This is a genomic window from Xanthomonas sp. 3075, assembly GCF_014197275.1.
In the GTDB taxonomy this organism is placed as follows: Bacteria; Pseudomonadota; Gammaproteobacteria; order Xanthomonadales; family Xanthomonadaceae; genus Xanthomonas; species Xanthomonas campestris_B.
Genome location: NZ_JACIFI010000028.1, coordinates 36,226 through 58,465 on the forward strand (window position 1 = coordinate 36,226; position 22,240 = coordinate 58,465).

Here is a 22,240-nt window from a genome sequence, read left to right on the forward strand (position 1 = left end):
GGCGTGTCCCACGTGCAGTGAGGGCACCGCACGCTCGACTCACCAGCAAGCGTCGTTTGAGGCGCACAGCATCAAGCCCAAAGGCCGCTCTTTGATGCAAGCCAACGACGTTGCCGTTTGACCGCCGCGAGGATGATGACGAAGCACTCGCTCCGCCATCACCTCGCTGCACACGCCTACATCCCGTGCGCAGCCAACTGCCCAAGTCGCTGCACCGCGACCGATACGGTCGGGTAGTCCAAGGTCTTCTGCTCGGCCACATCGGCCAGCATGGCCAGGGTGAAGCGCAGGCTGGAATCGTCGCGTGCCAGCCAGTTGGCCACCTTGTCCTCGGCGCTGCTGCCGGGCAGGGTCAGCACCTGCGCCACCAGTGCGCGCTGATGCGCGGCCAGCTCGTCGCGCAGCACGCCGCGTGCCACTGCATGCCAGCGGCCGTTGACCTCCAGCGCGTCGATCTGCTCGAACAACCATGGCAGGCGCAGCGCTTCGCCCAGGCGGAAATGCACCTTGGACACGTCCACCGGCTTGAGCTTGCGGGTGCGCGCGGTTTCGATGATGTCGAAGGCCGGTTCCAGGTAACGCAGCTCGCACAGCTGCTGCGCCAGTTGCGGCGGCAGGCCCTTGTCCTGCCATTCCTGCACGCTGGCTTCGTACTGCGGGCGCTGCGCATCCGACAGCACGCCGGAGGCGATACGGATGTCGTTGAACGGGCCGTGGTAACGCTCCACCGCCGCGGTGATACCCGGCATCTGGCCAGGACGCAGCAGCAGCCAACGCACGAACGAACGCTGCAGGCGCCAGATCACTTCCAGCGCGTCGATCTGCACCGACTCGGGCACCTTGCCGTCCAATGCATCGATCTGCGTCCACAGCGCGCGTGCATCCAGCGTCTCGCGGCTGATGGTGTAGGCCTTGGCGACCTCGGCGATGCTGCGGCCGGTGTCTTCCTGCATGCGCATCAGGAAGGTGGCGCCCATGCGGTTGATGGTGGTGTTGGTCACCGCGGTGGCGATGATCTCGCGCTTGAGGCGGTGACGCTCCATCGCATCGGCATACTTCTTCTGCAACGGTTGCGGGAAGTAGCGTTGCAATTCCTTGGACAGGTACGGGTCTTCCGGGATATCCGATTCCACCAGCTGCTGGAACGCCACCAGCTTGGAATACGACAGCAGCACCGACAGTTCCGGACGCGTCATGCCCTGTCCGCGTGCCTTGCGTGCGGACAGTTCGGCATCGGACGGCAGGTATTCGATCTGGCGATCGAGCAGGCCCTGCAATTCCAGCGTGCGGATGAAGTGCTGCTTGGAGCCGAGGCGCTTGACGCTCATCCGCTCCATCAGGCTGATCGCCTGGTTCTGGCGGTAGTTGTCCCACAGCACCAGGTCGGCCACTTCGTCGGTCATCGACGCCAGCAGTTTGTTGCGCGCGTCGTAGGTGAGCTTCTTGGCCTGCACCATGTCGTTGAGCAGGATCTTGATGTTCACCTCGTGATCGGAGGTGTCCACGCCGGCCGAGTTGTCGATGAAGTCGGTGTTGAGCAGCACGCCGGTCTGCGCGGCTTCGATACGACCGAGCTGGGTCAGACCCAGATTGCCGCCCTCGCCCACCACCTTGCAGCGCAGTTCGCCGCCATTGACGCGCAGGCCGTTGTTGGCGCGATCGCCCACATCGGTGTGCGACTCGCTGGAGGCCTTGACGTAGGTCCCGATGCCGCCGTTCCAGAACAGATCCACCGGCGCCTTGAGGATGGCGTTCATCAGTTCGTTGGGCGAAAGCTGCTTGACGTTGGATTCCAGACCCAATGCCTCGCGCACCGGCGCACTGATGTCGATGGACTTGAGCGTGCGCGGATAGATGCCGCCGCCAGCGCTGATCAGCTTGGCGTCGTAATCGGCCCAGCTGGAACGCGGCAGCTTGAACAGGCGCTCGCGCTCGGCGAACGAGGCCGCCGCATCCGGGTTCGGGTCGAGAAAGATATGCCGATGGTCGAACGCGGCCAGCAAACGGATATGCCGCGACAACAGCATGCCGTTGCCGAACACGTCGCCAGACATGTCGCCGATGCCGACCACGCTGAAATCCTCGCTCTGGCAATCGCGCCCCATCGCGCGGAAGTGGCGCTTGACCGACTCCCACGCGCCGCGCGCGGTGATGCCCATGCCCTTGTGGTCGTAGCCCACCGAACCGCCGGAAGCGAACGCATCGCCCAGCCAGAAACCGTGGTCCAGCGCCAGCCCGTTGGCGATGTCGGAGAACGTGGCAGTGCCCTTGTCGGCGGCAACCACCAGATACGGGTCGTCGTGATCGTGACGCACTACCTGCGGCGGCGGCACGATCTTGCCGCCGACGATGTTGTCGGTGATATCGAGCAGCCCCTGGATGAACAGCTTGTAGCAGGCGATGCCCTCGGCCTGGATCGCGTCACGGTCGCCGCCCACCGGCGAACGCTTGACGTAGAAACCGCCCTTGGCGCCAACCGGCACGATGACGGTGTTCTTGACCATCTGCGCCTTGACCAGACCCAACACCTCGGTGCGGAAGTCTTCGCGGCGATCGGACCAACGCAGCCCGCCACGCGCCACCGCGCCGAAGCGCAGATGCACGCCTTCCACACGCGGGCTGTAGACGAAGATTTCGCGGTACGGACGCGGCTTGGGCAGGTCCGGCACGATCGCCGAATCCAGCTTGAAGCTGATGCAATGCCCGTACTTGCCGCTCTTGTCGGTCTGGTAATAGCTGGTGCGCAGGGTGGCGTCGATCACGCCGATGAAGCTGCGCAGGATGCGATCCTCGTCGAGGCTGGAAACGCGATCCATCAACTTCAATAGCGCGGTGCGGGTCGCCTCCTGCTGCGCGTCGCGATCGCCGCCACGCGCCTGCAACACCGACTCCAGCGCCTTGAGCGTGGCTTCGTCGCCGCCGGCCAGTGCCGACAGCTCTTCGCGCAGGCGTTCCTGTCCGGCGAAGATCTGCGCCTTGGTCTCGCTACCGGTGGCCGGGTCGAAGCGCGCTTCGAACAGCTCCACCAGCAAACGTGCCAGCAGCGGATAACGGGTGAACGTGGTTTCGACATACGCCTGCGAGAACGGCACACCGGTCTGCAGCAGATACTTGCAATAGCCGCGCAACAGCGCGACCTGGCGCCAATGCAGGCCGGCAGCCAGGATCAGGCGGTTGAAGCCGTCGTTCTCGGCATCGCCGCTCCAGATGCGCTCGAACGCTTCGCCGAAGCCGGCATCGGCATGGGCGGCGTTGATCTTGCCGGCGGTCGATTCGACTTCGAAATCCTGGATATAGACCGGCGTCTCGCCCACCTGCAGCCGGTACGGCCGCTCGGAGATCACCCGCAGGCCCATGTTTTCCATCATCGGCATCGCATCCGACAACGGGATGTCGTCCAGCTGACGGTACAGCTTCAAACGCAGGCCTTCGCCGGCATCGAGCCGCACACCGTCGTCGCGGCGGATCTCCTGCAGGCTCAGATGCAGATCGTCCGGGCCATCCAGCGCGGCCAGATGTTCGACATCGGACACCGCCGATTCGATCGACGACTCTTCGATGTAACCGGCCGGCAACGCGCGACCGAAATTGGCCGCCATGCGCAGGCCATTGGCCTCGCCATGACGCGCCACCAGCGCTTCGCGCAGGGCATCGCGCCAGTTGCGCAGCAGATGCGCCAGCCGCGATTCGAGTTCGGTGGTATTGAACTCCAGCGCTTCGCCGCTCTTGGGCCGCACGATCAGATGCAGCTGCGCCAGCGGCGACTCACCCAGCACCACCGACGAATCGATGTATTCGCCATGCAACGCGTCTTTCAGCAGCCCTTCGATGCGCAGGCGCACATCGGTGTTGAAGCGCTCGCGCGGGATATAGACCAGGGCGGAGATGAAGCGGCTGTACTTGTCGCGGCGCAGGAACATGCGGCTACGCACACGTTCCTGCAGCCCGAGGATGCCGATCGCGGTGCGATACAGCTCTTCTTCGTTGGACTGGAACAGCTCTTCGCGCGGCAGCGTCTCGAGGATATGCCGCAGGGCCTTGCCGCTGTGGCTGCTCGGGGTCAGCCCGGACTTGCTCATCACGTATTCGTGGCGCTGACGCACCAGCGGAATTTCCCACGGACGGCGGTTGTAGGCGCTGGAGGTGAACAGGCCCAGGAAGCGCTGCTCGCCGACGATACGGCCCTTGGCATCGAATTCCAGGATGCCGATGTAATCCATGTAGCCGACCCGGTGCACCCGCGAGCGCGCATTGGTCTTGGTCAGGATCAGCGCATCCTTGAGCTTGTCCGAGGTGTTCAGGCCGTGCGCCGCCAGCGTGGTCACCGGGCGCGCCGGCGAGGTGTCGTGGCCGCGCATCAGACCCAGGCCGGTTTCTTCCACCGGCGCCAGCACCGCCTGGCCGTCCTGCTTCTCCACGCGGTATTCGCGATAACCGAAGAAGGTGAAGTGGTCGGCCGCCGCCCAGCGCAGGAATTCCTGCGCCTCATGGCGGCTGATGTCGTCCATCGGCAGCCGGCGGGTGGCCAGGTCGTCGGCCAGCATCACCATCTTTTCGCGCATCGCCGCCCAGTCGTGCACGATCGCGCGCACTTCGGCCAGCACCTTGCGAATGGCCGCTTCCACCTTGGGCATTTCTTCCGGCGGCTGGCGATCGATCTCCAGCACCATCAGCGATTCGCTCTTGCCCTCGCCCACTGCGGTCAGCTTGCCGGACTTGTCGCGCGCGATACGCAGCACCGGGTGGCCGAGCACATGGACGCCGATACCCAGGTCCGCCAAGGTCATGCTCACCGAGTCCACCAGGAACGGCATGTCGTCGTTGACGATCTGCAGCAGCGTGTGCGGCGACTCGTAGCCGTGGCTCTTCAGGGTCGGGTTGAACACCCGCACATTGACCGTGGCGGCCTTGCGCGTACGCGCAAATTCCAGCATGTCGGCCGCCAGCGCTGCCCACTGCTCTGGCGGGTGGTTGGGGAACTCGTCCTCCTCCATGCGCCGGTAGAAACCGGCTGCAAACAGCTGCACTTCGGACTGCCTGGCAGCCGGATAACGCTTGCGCAATGCGGCAAGCACCGGCTCCAGGGTGACTGCCTGCGGCGCGGTGGCGAGCACGGGGACGGCACGTTCGGCGACCGGTTTGACCGACGTCGTGGACGATTTCGAAGCGGCTTTCTTGGCTGTCATGAGTAGAGCTGGGCTGCTCGGTGGAAAACTGAATTGTACCGGTGCCCGATGACCGCGCCTTGCTGCATAGCGCAATTTCCCTGGGCACAAGCGGGCTGTGCAGGACGCAAAAGCACGACAGCTGCGCACTTTCGGCATGTGCGTCACGCCGCGAGGGCTGTGGAACCGCCAAGACAGGCAACCTCGGGCCAAGGCGTGCCGCAGCAGGTGTTGTGCAGAGCGCACGGCGTGCGTCAAGGCTGTTTAAAAACTAAACTGGACGGTATAGTCTACCGCCATGACCCCTCGTCCCCCCCGTGCTGCCCGGCGTTCGGACTGCGATCGCCGCATCCATGCTGCCGTGCATACCCTGCTTGCCGAGCGCGGCATGCGGCTGAGCATGGACGCGGTGGCCGAGCGCGCCGGTTGCTCCAAGCAGACGCTCTACAGCTATTACGGCTGCAAGGAGAACCTGCTGCGCGATGTGCTGCAGGACCACGTGCACCTGGCCACGGTGCCGCTGGGCACGGCAAGCGGCGATCTGCGCGAGGATCTGCTCGCATTCGCCCTGGCCCATCTCGATCGTTTGAACCGCCCCGATGTGTTACAGACCTGCCGGTTGGTGGAAGCCGAATCGCACCGGTTTCCCGAGCGCTCGCAACAGATCTTCCACGATGGCGTCGTCGGTATGCAGCAGCGCCTGGCGCAGCGCTTCGCTCAGGCGATGGATGCCGGCCAGCTGCGCCATGACGATCCGCACTGTATGGCCGAGCTGCTGTTGAGCATGATCGTCGGTCTGGATTTCGATCGGCAACGCTTTCAGGTTCCCCACCGCGCCGGCCTTCCCGCCAGGCAGCAGTGGGCACAGTTCGCCATCGGCACCTTCCTGCGCGCATTTGCCCCGACCGCCGCGCCCCCTTCGCTGTCCCCGCCTTCTTTTCTTACTTCAAGACCCTAACGGAGTTCCTCCTGATGATTGCCCCGCTCCGCACATTCGGCCTGGCCTGTGCCATTACCCTGGCGCTGGCTGCCTGCAGCAAGCCCGAACAACAGCAGGCTCCGCCGCCGCCGGAAGTGTCGGTGCTGGAAATGAAACCGCAGACGCTGCCGCTGGAACGCGACCTGGTCGGCCGCCTGTCGGCGTTCCGCTCGGCCGACGTGCGTGCCCGCGTGAACGGTGTGCTGCTCAAGCGCCTGTACACCGAAGGCACCGACGTCAAGGAAGGCCAGCCGCTGTTCGAGATCGACCCGATGCCGCTGCGCGCGACGTTGTTGCAGGCCCAGGGCCAGCTGGCCGCGGCCGAGGCGACCTACACCAATGCGCAGGTCGCCGCCAAGCGCGCGCGTAGCCTGGCACCGCAGCAGTATGTCTCCCGTGCCGATATCGACAACGCCGAGGCCACCGAGCGCTCGTCCCGCGCCAACGTGCAGCAGGCACGCGGCGTGGTCGACGCCGCCCGCATCCAGCTCAGCTTTGCCAGGGTCACCTCGCCGATCAGCGGCCGCGCGGGCATCCAGCGCGTCACCGAAGGCGCCTTGGTGGGCTCGGGTGAGGCCACCCTGCTGACCACGGTGGACCAGATCGACCCGCTGTACGTGAACTTCGCGATGAGCAGCGAAGAGCTGGCCGCATTGCGCCAGGCGCAGAGCAGCGGCAACGTGCAGCTCAGCGGCGACGGCAAGTCCACCGTCAATGTCGAGCTGGGCGACGGCAGCCAGTATCCGCATCCCGGTACGCTGGATGTGTCGGCGGTGACGGTGGACCCGAGCACCGGTGCGGTGTCGCTGCGCGCGACCCTGCCCAACCCGGAACAGGCGCTGCTGCCGGGTGCATTCGTGACCTTCAAGGCCAGCCTGGGCCAGCGCAACAACGCCTATCTCATGCCGCAGCAGGCGGTGCAGCGCGATGCCACCGGCGCCTATGCCCTGATGCTGGGCAAGGACGGCAAGGTAGTGCGCAAGAACCTCACCGTCGACGGCCAGCAAAAGGGCCAGTGGATCGTCACTGCGGGCGTGGCTCCCGGCGATCAGGTCATTGTCGATGGCGTACAGAAGGCCAAGGAAGGCCAACCGGCCACCGGCAAACCGTGGGATCCGAGCAAGCCGACGCAAGGCGGCCAGCCGGGCGCCCCGGGTGCCGCTCCGGCAGCAGGCCAGGCCGGCGATGCACAAGGCACTCCGGCCGCAGACAAGGCCGATGCAGCCGCGCCGGCCGCGCAGCAACAGCCCAAGCCCGACGCTGCGGCGCAGCCGGCCGACTCCCAGTCCAAGCAGCAGTAACGGAACCCGGACATGCCTAAGTTTTTTATCGAACACCCGATCTTTGCCTGGGTGGTGGCGATCCTGATCTCGCTTGCGGGCGTGATCTCGATCCTGAATCTGGGTATCGAGTCGTATCCCACGATCGCCCCGCCGCAGGTCACCGTCACCGCCACCTTCCCCGGCGCCAGTGCCGACACCGCCGAAAAAGCGGTGACCCAGGTCATCGAGCAGCAGCTCACCGGTATCGACCATCTGCTCTACTTCAACTCGTCCTCGGCCGCCAACGGCCGCGTGACCATCACCCTGACCTTCGAAACCGGCACCGACGCGGATATCGCCCAGGTGCAGGTGCAGAACAAGGTGTCGCTGGCCACCCCGCGCCTGCCCTCGGAAGTGACCCAGCAGGGTGTGGTGGTGGCCAAGGCCAACGCTGGCTTCCTGATGGTGGCCGCGCTGCGGTCGGATAACCCGTCGATCAATCGCGACGCGCTCAACGACATCGTCGGTTCGCGCGTGCTCGAGCAGATCTCGCGCGTTCCCGGCGTGGGTAGCACCAACCAGTTCGGCGCCGAGTACGCGATGAACATCTGGTTGAACCCGGAGAAGCTGCAGGGCTACAACCTGTCGGCCACCCAGGTACTGACTGCGGTGCGCAACCAGAACGTGCAGTTCGCTGCCGGTTCGGTCGGCGCCGACCCGACGCCCGAGGGCATCACGTTCACCGCCACGGTCTCGGCCGAAGGCCGCTTCAGCTCGCCCGAGCAGTTCGAGAACATCATCCTGCGCACCGACAACAACGGTGCCACGGTGCGGTTGAAGGATGTCGCACGCGTCAGCGTGGGGCCGAGCAACTACGGCTTCGACACCCAGTACAACGGCAAGCCCACCGGCGCGTTCGGTATCCAGCTGTTGCCGGGTGCCAACGCCTTGAACGTGTCAGAGGCGGTCGGTGCCAAGCTCGACGAACTGCAGCCGACCTTTCCGCAGGGCGTGACCTGGTTTGCGCCGTACGAGTCGACCACCTTCGTGCGCATCTCCATCGAGGAAGTGATCCACACGCTGGTGGAAGCCATCGTGCTGGTGTTCCTGGTGATGCTGCTGTTCCTGCAGAACTTCCGCGCCACGGTCATTCCGACGTTGGTGATTCCGGTTGCGTTGCTGGGCACGTTCTTCGGCATGTACGTGATCGGCTTCACCATCAACCAGCTGACCCTGTTTGCGATGGTGCTGGCGATCGGCATCGTGGTCGATGACGCGATCGTGGTGATCGAGAACGTCGAACGCATCATGACCGACGAGCATCTGGAGCCGAAGGCGGCCACCCAGAAGGCGATGACCCAGATCACCGGCGCGGTGGTGGCCATCACCGTGGTGCTGGCAGCAGTGTTCATCCCCTCCTCGCTGCAGCCGGGTGCCTCCGGTGCGATCTACAAACAGTTCGCGCTGACCATCGCCATGTCGATGGGCTTCTCGGCGTTCCTGGCGTTGAGCTTCACCCCGGCGTTGTGCGCGACGTTCCTCAAGCCCACCCATGCGGACAAGAAGAACTGGATCTACCGCAACTTCGACAAGTACTACGACAAGCTGGCACACCGCTACGTCGGTGTGGTCGGGAACACCCTGAAGCGCTCGCCGCCCTGGATGATCGTGTTCGTGGTGCTGGTGGTGCTGTGCGGCTTCCTGTTCACGCGCATGCCGGGCAGCTTCCTGCCGGAAGAGGACCAGGGCTTTGCGTTGGCCGTCGTGCAGTTGCCGCCGGGCGCGACCAAGCTGCGCACCAACGAGGTGTTCGCGCAGATGCGTGGCGTGCTGGAGAAGGAGCCTGCAGTCGAAGGCATGCTGCAGATCGCCGGCTTCAGCTTCCTCGGTTCGGGCGAGAACGTGGGCATGGGCTTCATTCGGCTCAAGCCCTGGGAAGACCGTGACGCCACTGCCGAACAGGTGATCCAGCAACTCAACGGCATGTTCTATGGCATCAAGGGTGCGCAGATCTTCGTGGTCAACCTGCCGACCGTGCAGGGCCTGGGCCAGTTCGGCGGCTTCGACATGTGGCTGCAGGATCGCTCCGGTGCCGGCCAGGAGGCCCTGACCCAGGCGCGCAACATCGTGCTCGGCAAGGCGGCGGAAAAGCAGGACACCCTGGTCGGCGTGCGTCCGAACGGGCTGGAAAACGCACCGCAGCTGCAGCTGAGCGTTGACCGCGTGCAGGCGCAGTCGATGGGCCTGGACGTCAGCGACATCTACAGCTCGATCCAGCTGATGCTGGCGCCGGTCTACGTCAACGACTACTTCGCCGAAGGCCGCATCAAGCGCGTCAATATCCGTGCCGACGACCAGTTCCGTACCGGTCCGGAGTCACTGCGCAACTTCTTCACCCCCAGCACCACGGCCCTCGGTGCCGACGGTCAGCCGGGGATGATTCCGCTGAGCAACGTGGTCAAGGCCGAGTGGACCTATGCCTCGCCGGCGTTGAACCGCTACAACGGCTATTCGGCAGTCAATATCGTCGGTAATCCGGCACCGGGCGGCAGCTCCGGCCAGGCGATGCAGGCGATGGAGGAGATCGTCAACAACGACCTGCCGCCGGGCTTCGGTTTCGACTGGACCGGCATGTCCTACCAGGAAATCATCGCCGGTAACGCAGCCACGCTGTTGCTCGTGTTGTCGGTGGTGGTGGTATTCCTCTGCCTTGCCGCGCTGTACGAGAGCTGGTCGATTCCGGTAGCGGTGCTGATGGTGGTGCCGATCGGCGTGCTGGGTGCGATCACCTTCTCGATGCTGCGTGGCCTGCCCAACGATCTGTACTTCAAGATCGGCATGATCACGGTCATTGGTCTGGCGGCGAAGAACGCGATCCTGATCGTGGAATTCGCGGTGGAGCAGCGCGCGGCGGGCAAGACCCTGCGCGATGCGGCACTGGAAGCGGCGCATCTGCGTTTCCGGCCGATCCTGATGACCTCGTTCGCCTTCATCCTGGGCGTGCTGCCGCTGGCCATCTCCAGCGGTGCCGGCGCCAACTCGCGTCACTCCATCGGTACCGGCGTGATCGGCGGCATGGTGTTCGCCACCGTGCTTGGCGTGATCTTCATCCCGCTGTTCTTCGTGGTGGTGCGCCGCATGCTCGGCGACAAGCTGGACGAGCAGTCCAAGGAATACCTGCTCGCACAGAACGACTCGGGCACGCATCGTCCGGATCGTTGATCCGACGCTCGGCGTAAAACGAAAAGCCCCGGCATTGCCGGGGCTTTTTTTTTGGGCTGCGCTGCAACGATGTAGGCGCTGGCATCATCCACCCGCGCGCTGCCATGCCCTCGCAGGCGGCTAGATGCGCGTGCGTGCGCCGGTGGAGCCGCGCACCACGCAACGGCCGGTCATCACCAGGCGCCGGATCGGCAACTGCGGCGATTTGAGCCGCTCCAGCAGCAACGACATCGCCGCGCGGCCCATGTCTTCGACCGGCTGCTCGACCACGGTGATGCCTGGTTCGACCAGATCGGTCCAGCGTTCGTTGTCGAACCCGGCAAGAGCCAGATCGTCGGGGATGCGCAGACCGGCGGTGCGTGCGGCCTTGAGCGCGCCCATCAGCAGCAGGCTGTTACTGGTGACGATGGCTTCGGGCCTGTCTGCGGCTGCGAGCCACTGGCCGACTTCGGCAATCGCCGCCTCGGCGGTGGGCGCCACCTCGCGATACGCAGGCGTGAGTCCTTGCGCGCCCATCGCGGCCAGATAGCCGTTGCGACGCTCGGTCGCGGTGGTGCTGGTGCCGAACAGCCCACCGATGTGGCGGTAGCCCTTCGCCTGCAGATGCATGACCAGCTCGCCCATGGCGGCGGCATTGTCGAGCACCACGCAGTCATAGCGGCTGCCGGGGCCGGCGCGGTCCACCAGCACGGTCGGGTACTCCAGCGTCAGTTCGTGCATGCGCCCCACCGTGCTGCGGGTCGGGGCGAAGATCAGCCCGGTGATGCGTTCTTCCTGCATCAGTTGCAGGTACAACGCCTCGCGCTCGGGATCTTCGTCGGTATTGCACAGCGTCACGCGCATGCCCGCCTTGTAGGCGACCTCTTCCACCGAACGGATCAACGCGGTGAAGTACGGGTTGCGGATGTCGGCAACGATCACCCCCAGAATGCCGGATTGCTGCGAGCGCAACCGCCGCGCCATCAGGTTGGGCCGGTAGCCGGTCTGGCGTACCGCCGCCTCCACCTTGGCGCGCACGTCGTCGCTGACCGGGCCACTGCCCAGCGCGCGCGAGACCGTGGATTTGGACACACCGGCCACGCGGGCCACGTCATTGATGCTGATACTCACTGGGACCGTTCCCGCTTCATTTGCGCACCTGGAGCCAGGCGCGACGTCGTTTCGATGCTAACCCGAAAGCATTGCAAGGGTTTTGTGCAGCGCACATTGACCTGGAACGTGGGAACGTTCCCACTATACTGCCCAGCCCGTTCTCACCCCGGAGTCCGTCTTGTCCTCTCCGTCGATTGCCCCCGTGACCCCCGACCTCGTGCGCCTGCGCGCGCATGCCCGCGACAAGGACGATGCGATCGCCCAGGCCGCCCAACTGCTGGTCGCGGCCGGCTGCGTCGCGCCGGGCTACGACGCCAGCATGCGTCGCCGCGAGGGCCTGGCCAATACCTTCCTCGGGCACGGCCTGGCAATTCCGCACGGCGTGGGCGAAGACCGCCACCTGGTGCGCCGCGACGGCATCGCGGTGCTGCAGTTGCCTGAAGGCGTGGAGTGGAATCCCGGCCAGACCACACGACTGGTGGTCGGCATCGCGGCGCAATCGGATACCCACATCACCCTGCTACGCCGCCTGACCCGCTTGATCCAGGACCCGGCGCAGCTGGAAGCGCTGTTCACCACCGACGACCCCGCTGTCATCGTGGCGGCCCTGACCGGCGACCGCGCCCCAGACACCAGCGCCGCGCCGGCCACCGATCTGGCCGAAACATTCGAATGGACCATCGCCTACCCCAGCGGCCTGCATGCGCGCCCGGCCACCCGCTGGGCCGAGACCGCACGCGGCTTCTCGGCGCGTGCGCAGGTGCGCGCCGGTGAGCAGGCGGCCGATGCCAAGAGCCTGGTCGGCCTGCTGCAACTGGGCCTGCGTGCCGGCGACAGCATCACCGTCTCCGCCGAAGGCAACGATGCCGCCGCGCTGCTCAAGCGTCTGCGCGCGGTGATGGACAGCCTGACCGCCCAGGAAAAAGCCGATGCCGAACGCGCCGCGCAACGCCGTGCCGCCCCGGTGGTCGGCTGGACGCCGCCGCAGGCGCAGCCGACCATCGTCGGCATCGGCGCCAGCCCCGGCGTGGCGATCGGCATCGTGCATCGCCTGCGCGCGGCGCAGACCGAGGTGGCCGACCAACCGGTCGGCCTGGGCGACGGCGGCGCGCAGTTGCACGACGCCCTCACCTGCACCCGCCAGCAACTGGCGGCGATCCAGGACGACACCCAGCGCCGTCTCGGCGCCTCGGATGCGGCGATCTTCAAGGCCCAGGCCGAGCTGCTCAACGACACCGACCTGATCACCCGCACCTGCCAGCTGATGGTCGAAGGCCACGGCGTGGCGTGGTCGTGGCATCAGGCGGTGGAACAGATCGCCTCGGGCCTGGCCGCGCTCGGCAACCCGGTGCTGGCCGGCCGCGCCGCCGACCTGCGCGACGTCGGGCGCCGCGTGCTGGCCCAGCTCGACCCAGCCGCCGCCGGCGCCGGCCTCACCGACCTGCCGGAGCAGCCCTGCATCCTGCTCGCGGGCGACCTGTCGCCGTCGGACACCGCCAACCTGGACACTGCGCGCGTGCTCGGCCTGGCTACCGCGCAAGGTGGGCCGACCTCGCACACCGCGATCCTCTCGCGCACGCTCGGCCTTCCGGCGCTGGTCGCTGCCGGCGGCCAGTTGCTGGATATCGAAGACGGCGTCACCGCCATCATCGACGGCAGCAGCGGGCGGCTGTACGTCAATCCATCGGACGTGGATCTGGATGCGGCACGTACGCACATCGCCGAACAACAGGCCATCCGCGAGCGCGAGGCCGCGCAACGCGCCTTGCCGGCCGACACCACCGACGGCCACCACATCGACATCGGCGCCAACGTCAACCTGCCCGACCAGGTCGCCATGGCACTGACGCAAGGCGCCGAAGGCGTTGGCTTGATGCGCACCGAATTCCTGTTCCTGGAAAGCGGCCGCACGCCCACCGAAGACGAGCAGCACGCCACCTACCTGGCGATGGCGCAGGCGCTGGATGGCCGCCCGCTGATCGTGCGTGCGTTGGATATCGGCGGCGATAAACAAGTGGCCCATCTGGAACTGCCGCACGAGGAAAACCCGTTCCTGGGCGTGCGTGGCGCGCGTTTGCTGCTGCGTCGCCCCGACCTGCTCGAACCGCAACTACGTGCGCTGTACCGCGCCGCCAAGGACGGTGCGCGGCTGTCGATCATGTTCCCGATGATCACCTCGGTGCCGGAGTTGATCACCCTGCGCGAGATCTGCGCACGCATCCGCGCCGACCTCGACGCGCCCGAGGTCCCGATCGGCATCATGATCGAAGTGCCTGCCGCCGCCGCGCAGGCCGATGTGCTGGCGCGCCATGCCGATTTCTTCTCGATCGGCACCAACGACCTCACCCAATACGTGCTGGCGATCGACCGCCAGAACCCGGAGCTGGCTGCCGAAGCCGACAGCCTGCATCCGGCGGTACTGCGCATGATCCGCAGCACCATCGAAGGTGCGCGCAAACACGACCGCTGGGTCGGCGTATGCGGCGGTCTGGCCGGCGATCCGTTCGGCGCCAGCCTTCTGGCCGGTCTGGGCGTGCAGGAGTTGTCGATGACGCCCAACGACATCCCGGCCGTCAAGGCGCGCTTGCGCAGTGCCGCGCTGAGCCAGTTGCAGCAGTTGGCCGAACAGGCGCTGGACTGCGAAACCGCAGAGCAAGTGCGCGCGCTTGAAGTAAAACGCGAGGGCCAGCCATGAGCCTGCAGGCCATCACGGTCACGCTGAACCCGGCGATCGACCAGACCATCCAGCTCGACAACCTGCAGCCCGGCGCGGTGCATCGGGCCAGCAGCGTGCGCAACGATGCCGGCGGCAAGGGCATCAACGTGGCCGCCTGCCTGGCCGACTGGGGCAGCCAGGTCGCCGCACTCGGCGTGCTCGGGGCCGGCAATGCCGGCGTGTTCGAGGCGCTGTTCCGCGAACGCGGCATTGCCGATCACTGCCAGCGCGTGGCCGGCGAAACCCGCACCAATCTCAAACTGGTCGACGCGCGCAGCAACGACACCACCGATATCAATCTGCCCGGTCTGCAACTGAGCGCGGCGCATCTGCAAGGCGTCGCCGATCAGCTAGCGCCGCTACTGCGCCCCGGCCTGCCGGTGGTGCTGTCGGGCAGCCTGCCAGCCGGCCTGCCGGAGGACAGCTGGGCGCAGTTGCAGGCCCAGGCCAGCGCCGCCGGTGCCCGCGTGCTGCTGGACACCAGTGGTGCCCCGCTGGTGGCCGCGCTCGGCGCCGCGCGCGACGCGCTGCCTTACGCGGTCAAACCGAACCGTCACGAACTGGAAGCCTGGACCGGCCGCGCGTTGACCGATCGCGCCGCGCTGAGCGCAGCTGCGCACGAACTGATCGCACGCGGCATCCAGCTGGTGGTCATTTCAATGGGCACCGAAGGCGCCTTGTTCGTGCAGCGCGACCAGCGCCTGATCGCACGGCCGCCGCGGTTGGCGCAAGGCAGCAGCGTGGGCGCGGGCGACGCGATGGTGGCCGGCCTGGCCGCCGCGCTGCTGGACGCGTCCGGCGACCTGGAACGCTGCGCACGGCTGGCGACTGCGTTCTCGGTCAGCCGGCTGGAAAGCGGCGATGCGCGACGCCTGCTGCCCCAGCAGGTACGCACGCTCGCCACCGAAATCGCCATCGACCACCTCTCGTAGCACCCGCTCGGCGCGAACGATGGATCGAGCATCGCCGCGCACCGGATTGCCACACACGCAGCTACACCGCCGGGTTGATCCGGCGACCGAACAACGCAGGAGATTCGCATGTCCTCTTCCATCGTGGTCATCGCCGCAGGCGAACGCAGTACCGAAGCGGTCCTGGCGGCCGAGGCGCTGCGCCGCGCGGCCACCGCCGCCGGGCGCAGCGTGACGATCGAAATCCGTAGCGACCAGGGCGTCCTTGGCGCTTTGCCGAACGAACTTGCTGGCGCCGCCGCCCAGGTCTTGGTGGTCGGCGACGCCGATGCCGACACCGCACGTTTCGGCGACGCCCACGTGCTGCGCCTGAGCCTGGACGCCGTACTCGACGATCCGTCCGCCGCACTGAACCAGCTCACCGCGCCCGATGCCGCAGGCGCCGCACCCGCTGCAACCGGCACCTCCGGTTCGGACAGCAAGCGCATCGTCGCCATCACCTCCTGCCCCACCGGCATCGCACACACCTTCATGGCCGCCGAAGGTCTGCAGCAGGCCGCCAAGAAACTCGGCTACCAGATCCGCGTGGAAACCCAGGGCTCGGTCGGCGCACAGGACGCATTGACCGACGACGAAATCCGCGATGCCGACCTGGTGCTGATCGCCGCCGATCGTGAAGTCGACCTGGCCCGCTTCGGCGGCAAACGCCTGTTCAAGAGCGGCACCAAGCCGGCGATCAACGATGGCCCGGCATTGATCCAGAAGGCGCTGGCAGAAGCCAGCGTGCATGGTGGCGCGGCGCCGGTTGCCGGCAGCGGCGCAGCCAAGTCCGACAGCAAGGGCGGCGGCCGCACCGGGGCCTACAAACACCTGATGACCGGCGTGTCGTTCATGCTGCCGTTCGTCACTGCCGGCGGCTTGCTGATCGCGCTGGCGTTTGCGCTCGGCGGCATCTATGCCGGCGACGACGCGCATCAGGGCACCCTGGCCTGGTCGCTGTTCCAGATCGGCGCCAAGGCCGGTTTCACCTTGATGGTGCCGGCGCTGGCCGGCTATATCGCCTACTCCATCGCCGACCGCCCCGGCATCGCGCCCGGCATGATCGGCGGCCTGGTGGCGGCCAATCTCAACGCCGGCTTCCTCGGCGGCATCATCGCCGGCTTCATCGCCGGCTACGGTGTGGCCGCGCTCAACCGCTACATCCGCCTGCCGCGCACGCTGGAAGGACTCAAGCCGGTCTTGATCCTGCCGGTGCTGGGCACCCTGCTGGTCGGCCTGGCAATGATGTATGTGTTCGGCCAGCCGGTGGCCGACCTGTTGGCCTGGCTCACCGCCTGGCTGCGCGGCATGCAGGGCAGCAGCGCGCTGCTGCTGGGCCTGCTGCTCGGCGGCATGATGGCCTTCGACATGGGCGGGCCGGTGAACAAGGCCGCCTACGCGTTCTCCACCGGCCTGATCGCCAGCCAGGTCTACACCCCGATGGCCGCTGCGATGGTCGCCGGCATGACCCCGCCGCTGGGCATCGCACTGGCGACCTGGGTGTTCCGCAACCGCTTCACCGTCGAAGAACGCGGCTCGGCCACCGCCGCCGGCGTACTGGGCCTGGCCTTCGTCACCGAAGGCGCCATCCCGTATGCGGCGCGCGACCCCCTGCGCACCATCCCGGCGCTGATGATCGGTTCGGCCGTGGCCGGCGCGATCTCGATGACCGCCGGCGCCGAATTGAAGGCACCGCATGGCGGCATCTTCGTGCTGCTGATCCCCAACGCGGTGACCCACCTGGCCAACTACGTGCTGGCACTGGTGGTCGGCGTGGTGGTCACTGCGGTGGCGCTGCGCCTGCTCAAGAAGCCGGTTGCCGACGTCGTCGCCTGAAGCTCGGCGCGTCCCCGCCGCTATCGGTTCCAGACCAGGTCTCTGGATCGTCTGATCGCTGATCCGGGTTACCGCTGATTCGTCTTACCGCTGCGCTGTGCACCTTTGGTGCGCGGCCAGCGGCTTACCCACTTACTTGCCGCCGCGTTCGCCACTCGCTACGCCCTCTTTGCCCGGAGCCCCTGCCATGACCGCACTCGCCCCTCACCTTTTCAACCGCCGCCTGCTGTGCCTGTCGCTGACACTGGCGCTCACCCCGCTGGCCCAGGCCCAGGCCCAGGACGCCGCCGACGCCTTCAAGCTCAAACTGGGCTATACCGGTGAAGCGGCGTCGATGATCGACGGCGGCCGCAAGAACGGCGACGCCTACGCCGGCCAGTTGATGGTCGGCACCGACGTGGACATGGATCGCCTGTTCGGCTGGGGCGGCGCCACGGTCAAGCTGTATGTCTCCAACCGCCACGGCACCAACCTGGCCAACAGCAGCATCGGCAACAGCACATCGGTGCAGGAAATCTACGGCGGCCAGGGAACCCGCCTGGCCAACTTCACCCTGCTGCAGAAACTCTTCGACGACCGTCTGGAACTGGAAGCCGGCCGCAGCGTGGCCAACATCCACTTCCTCGGCTCTGACCTGTGCCAGTACTTCCAGGGCAACTCGGCCTGCGGCAACCCCACCTTCGTGTTCCGCACCAGCAACTTCACCTACTGGCCGGTCTCCAGCTGGGCCGCGCATGCCACCGCCTGGGTCACGCCCAAGGTCTATGTGCATGTCGGCGCGTACGAAGTGAACCCGGTGCAGGCGCAGGACGGCCAGCACGGCCTGAAGTGGAGCACCGACGACACCACCGGCGTGGTCGTGCCGTATGCGGTCGGCTACAAGAACAAGGGCGGCGACGGCACGCTGGCGGCGATGTACGAACTCGGCGGCTGGCAGGACAACTCCGACTACACCGACCCGCTGCGCGACCGCAATGGCAATCCGGCCGTGCTCAGCGGCCTGGGCTATGAAAACAAGCAGGGCCGCTCGGGCCTGTTCGGCCGCTTCGAACAACAGGTCACCAACCCCGACCCGTCCGGCACCCGCGGCCTGACCGTGTTCGGCGCCATGCTCAAGAGCACCGGCGGCCAGGCGATCGAAGACCACTTCGTGCAACTGGGCCTGGTGCAGAAAGGCACCTTCGCCAGCCGCCCGCAGGACAACATTGCGTTTGTGATCACCCAGCAGAAATACAGCGACGAGGCGATCGAAAACCTGCGCCTGGCCCGCGCCTCGGCCGGCGGCACCGGCACCCCGGCCGACAACCAGATCATGATGGAGCTCAGCTACGGCATCCAGGTCACCAAGCGCCTGCGCATCGCGCCGAACCTGCATTACGTGATCAACCCGGACCAGTTCAACGAACCGACCCGCAGCAACGATCTGAAGAACGCGCTGATTGCAGGCATGCGGATCGACTGGAATCTGTGACCAGTAGAAAAGCTGCGCGCGTTGCGCGCATGCTTGGCTAGCATCACTGCCTGAAGTGAGTAGCGGGTGCGTTGCATCTGACTTCAATGCAACGCATTGCGTCGACTCGGTTGGCTTGGGCAGTTGCCGGTAGCCGACGGAGTTCGATGAACCGCGGAGGAGCGCGACCGCATGCATGAGGCTTTATCGGCCCACCCGGTCACGCGCAAGCCAGTCGCTGTAATGACGACGTCGCATCATTGCGAATCTGATGTCGCGCGCAGATTGATCGCTCTGTATTGCCTTTGGTTGCCGTAACGCGGCCCATTCTTCTCCAAGGTGGCACAAAACAAAGCCGACCTTCGCCACAGGGAGCCAGGTCCGCACGCGACACGCGGTCCAGGTAATCGATGGACGATCGAAGCTGTGCGAGTTCGGCTCGCTTTTCGTTGATGATGCCCACCGAGTAGGCCACCGCCCCCAGCCCTAGCACGCCCGCCACGAGCATTGTGGCGGATGCAATGCCCATGCGCCGCGTGATCCGTGTTTCCAAGGACTGCTGGGCGTGCGCGTAACGTCGAGTGGCTTGCTGCAACGTCTCGTCCGCATGGGCCATTTCTTTGTTGAACCGCTTGGCGGCCGGTTCCAGCGTCTGCGTCAACGCCTGATTGGTCAGCTGCGTCAGCCGCGGCAGTGCGTTTTCCAATACCCGATTGACCTTGGCATCGGCGCTGCTGGCCGCGTGCTGGAGCACCTGGAGTTGTTCGGCGACCACATCGCGCAGCCGTTGTTCGCGCTTCTGCATGGATGCTACAAGGGTCGTCAGCACCTTGATGGTCTCCTGCAACGACGCGTTCGATGCGTTCAACATCACCATTATTTCCGCCATTGCGGTAGCGTCTTGCCTGTCCATGAGGTCTCCTCAACTCGGTTGATCCCAGAAAAGAGTTTGACTAACCACCACCGCCCCCTCCGTCCCCCTGGGGACCGCTCTGCATCGGCCCCTTGGCGAACTCCGGCAGCGTCAGCACCATCACCGGCCCACGGCTGGTGTTTACCTCGGCTGAGACATCCATCCCCAGCGCCTGGCATGTGGCGGCAAGCTCCTGGGCCTCCTGCTGGGCCTGCGCCTCCAGGAAATCGTCGCCTTTCTTCAACAACGCCTGCGTCGCTGCACTATTGGCCACCCGATCTAGAGCCTGCTCGATCGCCAGCTCGTTTTTGCTGTCGAGCGCGTAGAGCACTTCGTCCACGTCCGGGTCGCCCGTGATGGATTTCCGCTCAACTTGCGAGGACTCGTTTGGCGCATCCCTTCCCCCTGGACCGGCGAAGCGCTGAGCTAGGGGTGAAAAAGCATCGGCTTGCGCAGCCGCTTCACTGGGCAAGCGGCCTTGCACGCTTTGCGTATCGTGGTGCACGAAGGGATAGGGTTCTCCACGCTCGCGATACTCCTTCCATTCCTGGTGGAAGCGTTCGTCTTCCAGATCAGCCCGCTCAATCTCCTGTTGCAGCTGGCGCAGCGAGCGCATGGTCTCTTCCAGGAATAGAGCACCGCCCGGGTCTGCGGCGCTACGGTCCTGCGCTGGGATGGATTGAGTGCGTTGGTTTTCCGCGTCTGCTGCCCCTACGGAGGAGCGACTCATAGCACTGGCTTCTGGTGACTGCTCGTGTGCTTGCGCGAGGTGTTGAGGTGGAGGCAACGGCGCACCATGAGCAGCGAACAAGGTGTCTGAAGGACCGGACTGCTCGGCCTTGGCTTCTTGCTCAGGAGTGGTAAGCGCCGTGGCCTGCGATGCCATCAACGGGTCTTCTGCCGGAGGCGTTGTTTGGGCCATGACGCGATGTGATTCTCCCTCTTGCTCACGCGCTGGGTCTTGCTGGCGGCTAGGCACTTGCCCCATCTCCGCCTGCTGCGTTTGCACCTGGTGATACAGCGCCGGGCTCACCGCATCAGCCGCCGCGCTTTGCAAAGGTGGATTGCCCGATTCCCGACCCTCGGAGGGAGGCACTTGGATGCGCGCAGTGTCGCGGCTTTGCACCGCTTGCGGTTCGAACGCGCGTTCTGCTTCTTGTGCTTGACGCCGCTGCGCGTCACCTGGACCAGGGGTTTGCTTCAGTGGGTCGGGCGTGGTGGGAGCCAGGTGTTCGCCTGCCTGTTGGTTCTGCACCTCTGGCCGCTGACGCGCGTCTTCCTGCGGCAACTCGGTCCGTGGCGTTTGTTGAGCCAGCGCCGCATCCGGAGCGTGCGGCTGAGGGTCGGCTTGCTGCGAGGACTGCTGACGTTGGTCCTGCTGCTGTGCTTGCTGAGCCTGACGTTCCTGGACCTCAGTTCCCGTTGCTTCTTGAGCCTGGCGGTCTTGTTGCTCCCGCTGCTGGTTGTCGGCCTGGCGCTCTTGCGCCTGACGTTCCTGGACGTCCCTTTCCTCACGCTCCTGCAGCTCGCGTTGCTGGCTGGTCTGCGCCTGCCGCTCTTGGAGTTCACGTTGCTGCTCTATTTGGCGTTGCCCTTCCAACACCGCCTGCGCCTGGACTGCTTGTTCGCTCTGCGCCTGGCCTTCGCGCTCAGGCTGCGCCTGCTGGAGGTGCTCGCGCACCTGCACGGCGTGTTGCTCTTGCGCAAGACGATCTTGCTGTTCGCGTTCTTGTCGCGCCTGCGCCGCAATAGAAGCCTGCATGCGTGCCTGGAGGTCGAGCACTTGCTGCGGACTTGAAGAATCGGAGGTCGAGGTGTCCCCATCTCCCGTCGCTTCGGACGCCCGAGCAACGGTTGCCGATTCCTGTCGGTGGTCCCGCGTCTCACTCAACGCCTGCCGGATGTCTTCGCTGCTGGTGACGGCCACCACACGAGTGACCCCATCGCTGCCGCGTTGAAGGTGCGCGATGGGGCTGTCATAACCGTATTGCCCCAACTCATTGCGCTGCAACTGCTGCATGGTCGGCCCGGTGATGCCATTGGCCTCCATGGTCCGCTGCGAAGCCAGCTCCACCGCCCGCTGGGTCTGCGGGTTGACGTTCAAATCGACGCCTGCCGCCCGGTAACGATGCAGCAACTCGTTGTGCTCCATCTGCGCAGCTGTAGGCGCGGGAAGTGCCTGGATCGCCGCCAAGGCTTCCTGGGAGCGCTCGATTGAGGGCTGCCGCAGTTGGTCGGTCAGTTCCAACTCTACCGCCAGATTGCCGCTGGCGACGCCATCTTTGCAAGCCCACTGTCCTGACTCGGTGCGCTGGTAAAGCCGAGCGTCCGACCCCAGCACCGCGCCGGGCTTGGCCTGGGCGGCCTGGACGGCCGCCGGCACTTCGACACCGTAAGCCTGCGCCCGCTGCGCTGCATGGTTTTCCAAATAGGCCGCGGCGATGGCTTCGCGCCCGGTTGCGATGTTGCTTTCGATACGGCCCAGGGCTTCTTGGTTGAGCTGTTGCGCGCGTTCCGGGGAGGCGGTTTGGTGTTCGTAGCTGCCTCGGTCGTTGGCACCGCGACATCCCCCCGCCCTGAGTAGCGGCTTGGTTTAGAGTCCGGGGGTAATGATATCGGTGTTGGCCAGATGTTGGGCATAAGCAGCCGGGGTCA

At 65.9% G+C, this 22,240-nt stretch carries 9 protein-coding genes and 2 pseudogenes; 7 read left to right on the plus strand and 4 right to left on the minus strand.

The features are described 5' to 3' along the window. Positions 1 to 176: 176 nt before the first annotated feature. Positions 177 to 5,186, minus strand: coding sequence for an NAD-glutamate dehydrogenase domain-containing protein (locus GGR62_RS19170; RefSeq protein WP_184409429.1), 5,010 nt, complete (start codon positions 5,184 to 5,186; stop codon positions 177 to 179). A gap of 277 nt (positions 5,187 to 5,463) precedes the next feature. Between GGR62_RS19170 and GGR62_RS19175 the strand changes: the two genes are divergently transcribed. Genes GGR62_RS19175 through GGR62_RS19185 form a run of 3 tightly spaced genes read left to right on the plus strand, consistent with a single transcriptional unit; the run spans position 5,464 to position 10,628 of the window. Beyond that, positions 5,464 to 6,123, plus strand: a complete 660-nt coding sequence (locus GGR62_RS19175) for a TetR/AcrR family transcriptional regulator (RefSeq protein WP_184409430.1) — start codon at positions 5,464 to 5,466, stop codon at positions 6,121 to 6,123. 14 nt (positions 6,124 to 6,137) lie between these two features. Continuing rightward, positions 6,138 to 7,445, plus strand: coding sequence for an efflux RND transporter periplasmic adaptor subunit (locus tag GGR62_RS19180; protein ID WP_184409431.1), 1,308 nt, complete (start codon positions 6,138 to 6,140; stop codon positions 7,443 to 7,445). Positions 7,446 to 7,457: 12 nt separating this feature from the next. After that, complete coding sequence (locus GGR62_RS19185; protein ID WP_184409432.1) at positions 7,458 to 10,628, plus strand: multidrug efflux RND transporter permease subunit; 3,171 nt, start codon at positions 7,458 to 7,460, stop codon at positions 10,626 to 10,628. Between the two features lie 120 nt (positions 10,629 to 10,748). On the opposite strand, the gene GGR62_RS19190 is transcribed toward GGR62_RS19185, so the two are convergent. Beyond that, the gene (locus GGR62_RS19190; protein WP_184409433.1) at positions 10,749 to 11,738 is read right to left on the minus strand and encodes a LacI family DNA-binding transcriptional regulator; all 990 of its coding nucleotides are present in this window, start codon (positions 11,736 to 11,738) and stop codon (positions 10,749 to 10,751) included. 160 nt (positions 11,739 to 11,898) lie between these two features. On the opposite strand from GGR62_RS19190, the gene ptsP reads away from it, so the two are divergent. The 4 genes from ptsP to GGR62_RS19210 all read left to right on the plus strand — a co-directional run bounded on the left by ptsP (position 11,899) and on the right by GGR62_RS19210 (position 18,693). Then, complete coding sequence (gene ptsP / locus GGR62_RS19195; protein WP_184409434.1) at positions 11,899 to 14,415, plus strand: phosphoenolpyruvate--protein phosphotransferase; 2,517 nt, start codon at positions 11,899 to 11,901, stop codon at positions 14,413 to 14,415. Continuing rightward, entirely contained in the window at positions 14,412 to 15,368 is a 957-nt protein-coding gene (pfkB, locus tag GGR62_RS19200; RefSeq protein ID WP_184409435.1) for a 1-phosphofructokinase, read from the plus strand. The genes ptsP and pfkB overlap by 4 nt, the downstream gene beginning before the upstream one ends. Positions 15,369 to 15,476: 108 nt before the next feature. Continuing rightward, positions 15,477 to 17,222: a fructose-specific PTS transporter subunit EIIC gene (locus tag GGR62_RS19205; RefSeq protein WP_184409436.1), complete on the plus strand. Its 1,746-nt coding sequence runs from the start codon at positions 15,477 to 15,479 to the stop codon at positions 17,220 to 17,222. Between the two features lie 187 nt (positions 17,223 to 17,409). After that, positions 17,410 to 18,693, plus strand: coding sequence for a carbohydrate porin (locus GGR62_RS19210; protein ID WP_184409437.1), 1,284 nt, complete (start codon positions 17,410 to 17,412; stop codon positions 18,691 to 18,693). A 236-nt stretch (positions 18,694 to 18,929) separates the two neighbouring features. On the opposite strand, the pseudogene GGR62_RS19215 reads toward GGR62_RS19210, so the two are convergent. Then, positions 18,930 to 19,585 (minus strand): annotated as a pseudogene (locus GGR62_RS19215) (hypothetical protein). Between the two features lie 40 nt (positions 19,586 to 19,625). Beyond that, positions 19,626 to 22,145 (minus strand): annotated as a pseudogene (locus tag GGR62_RS19220) (hypothetical protein); the annotation flags it as partial. Positions 22,146 to 22,240: the final 95 nt, after the last annotated feature.

Coding starts and splice junctions, on each gene's coding strand:
- pfkB (WP_184409435.1), top strand. CDS start 14,412: ATGAGCCTGCAGGCCATCACGGTCACGCTGAACCCGGCGATCGACCAG.
- GGR62_RS19175 (WP_184409430.1), top strand. CDS start 5,464: ATGACCCCTCGTCCCCCCCGTGCTGCCCGGCGTTCGGACTGCGATCGC.
- GGR62_RS19170 (WP_184409429.1), bottom strand. CDS start 5,186: ATGACAGCCAAGAAAGCCGCTTCGAAATCGTCCACGACGTCGGTCAAA.
- GGR62_RS19205 (WP_184409436.1), top strand. CDS start 15,477: ATGTCCTCTTCCATCGTGGTCATCGCCGCAGGCGAACGCAGTACCGAA.
- GGR62_RS19210 (WP_184409437.1), top strand. CDS start 17,410: ATGACCGCACTCGCCCCTCACCTTTTCAACCGCCGCCTGCTGTGCCTG.
- GGR62_RS19185 (WP_184409432.1), top strand. CDS start 7,458: ATGCCTAAGTTTTTTATCGAACACCCGATCTTTGCCTGGGTGGTGGCG.
- GGR62_RS19180 (WP_184409431.1), top strand. CDS start 6,138: ATGATTGCCCCGCTCCGCACATTCGGCCTGGCCTGTGCCATTACCCTG.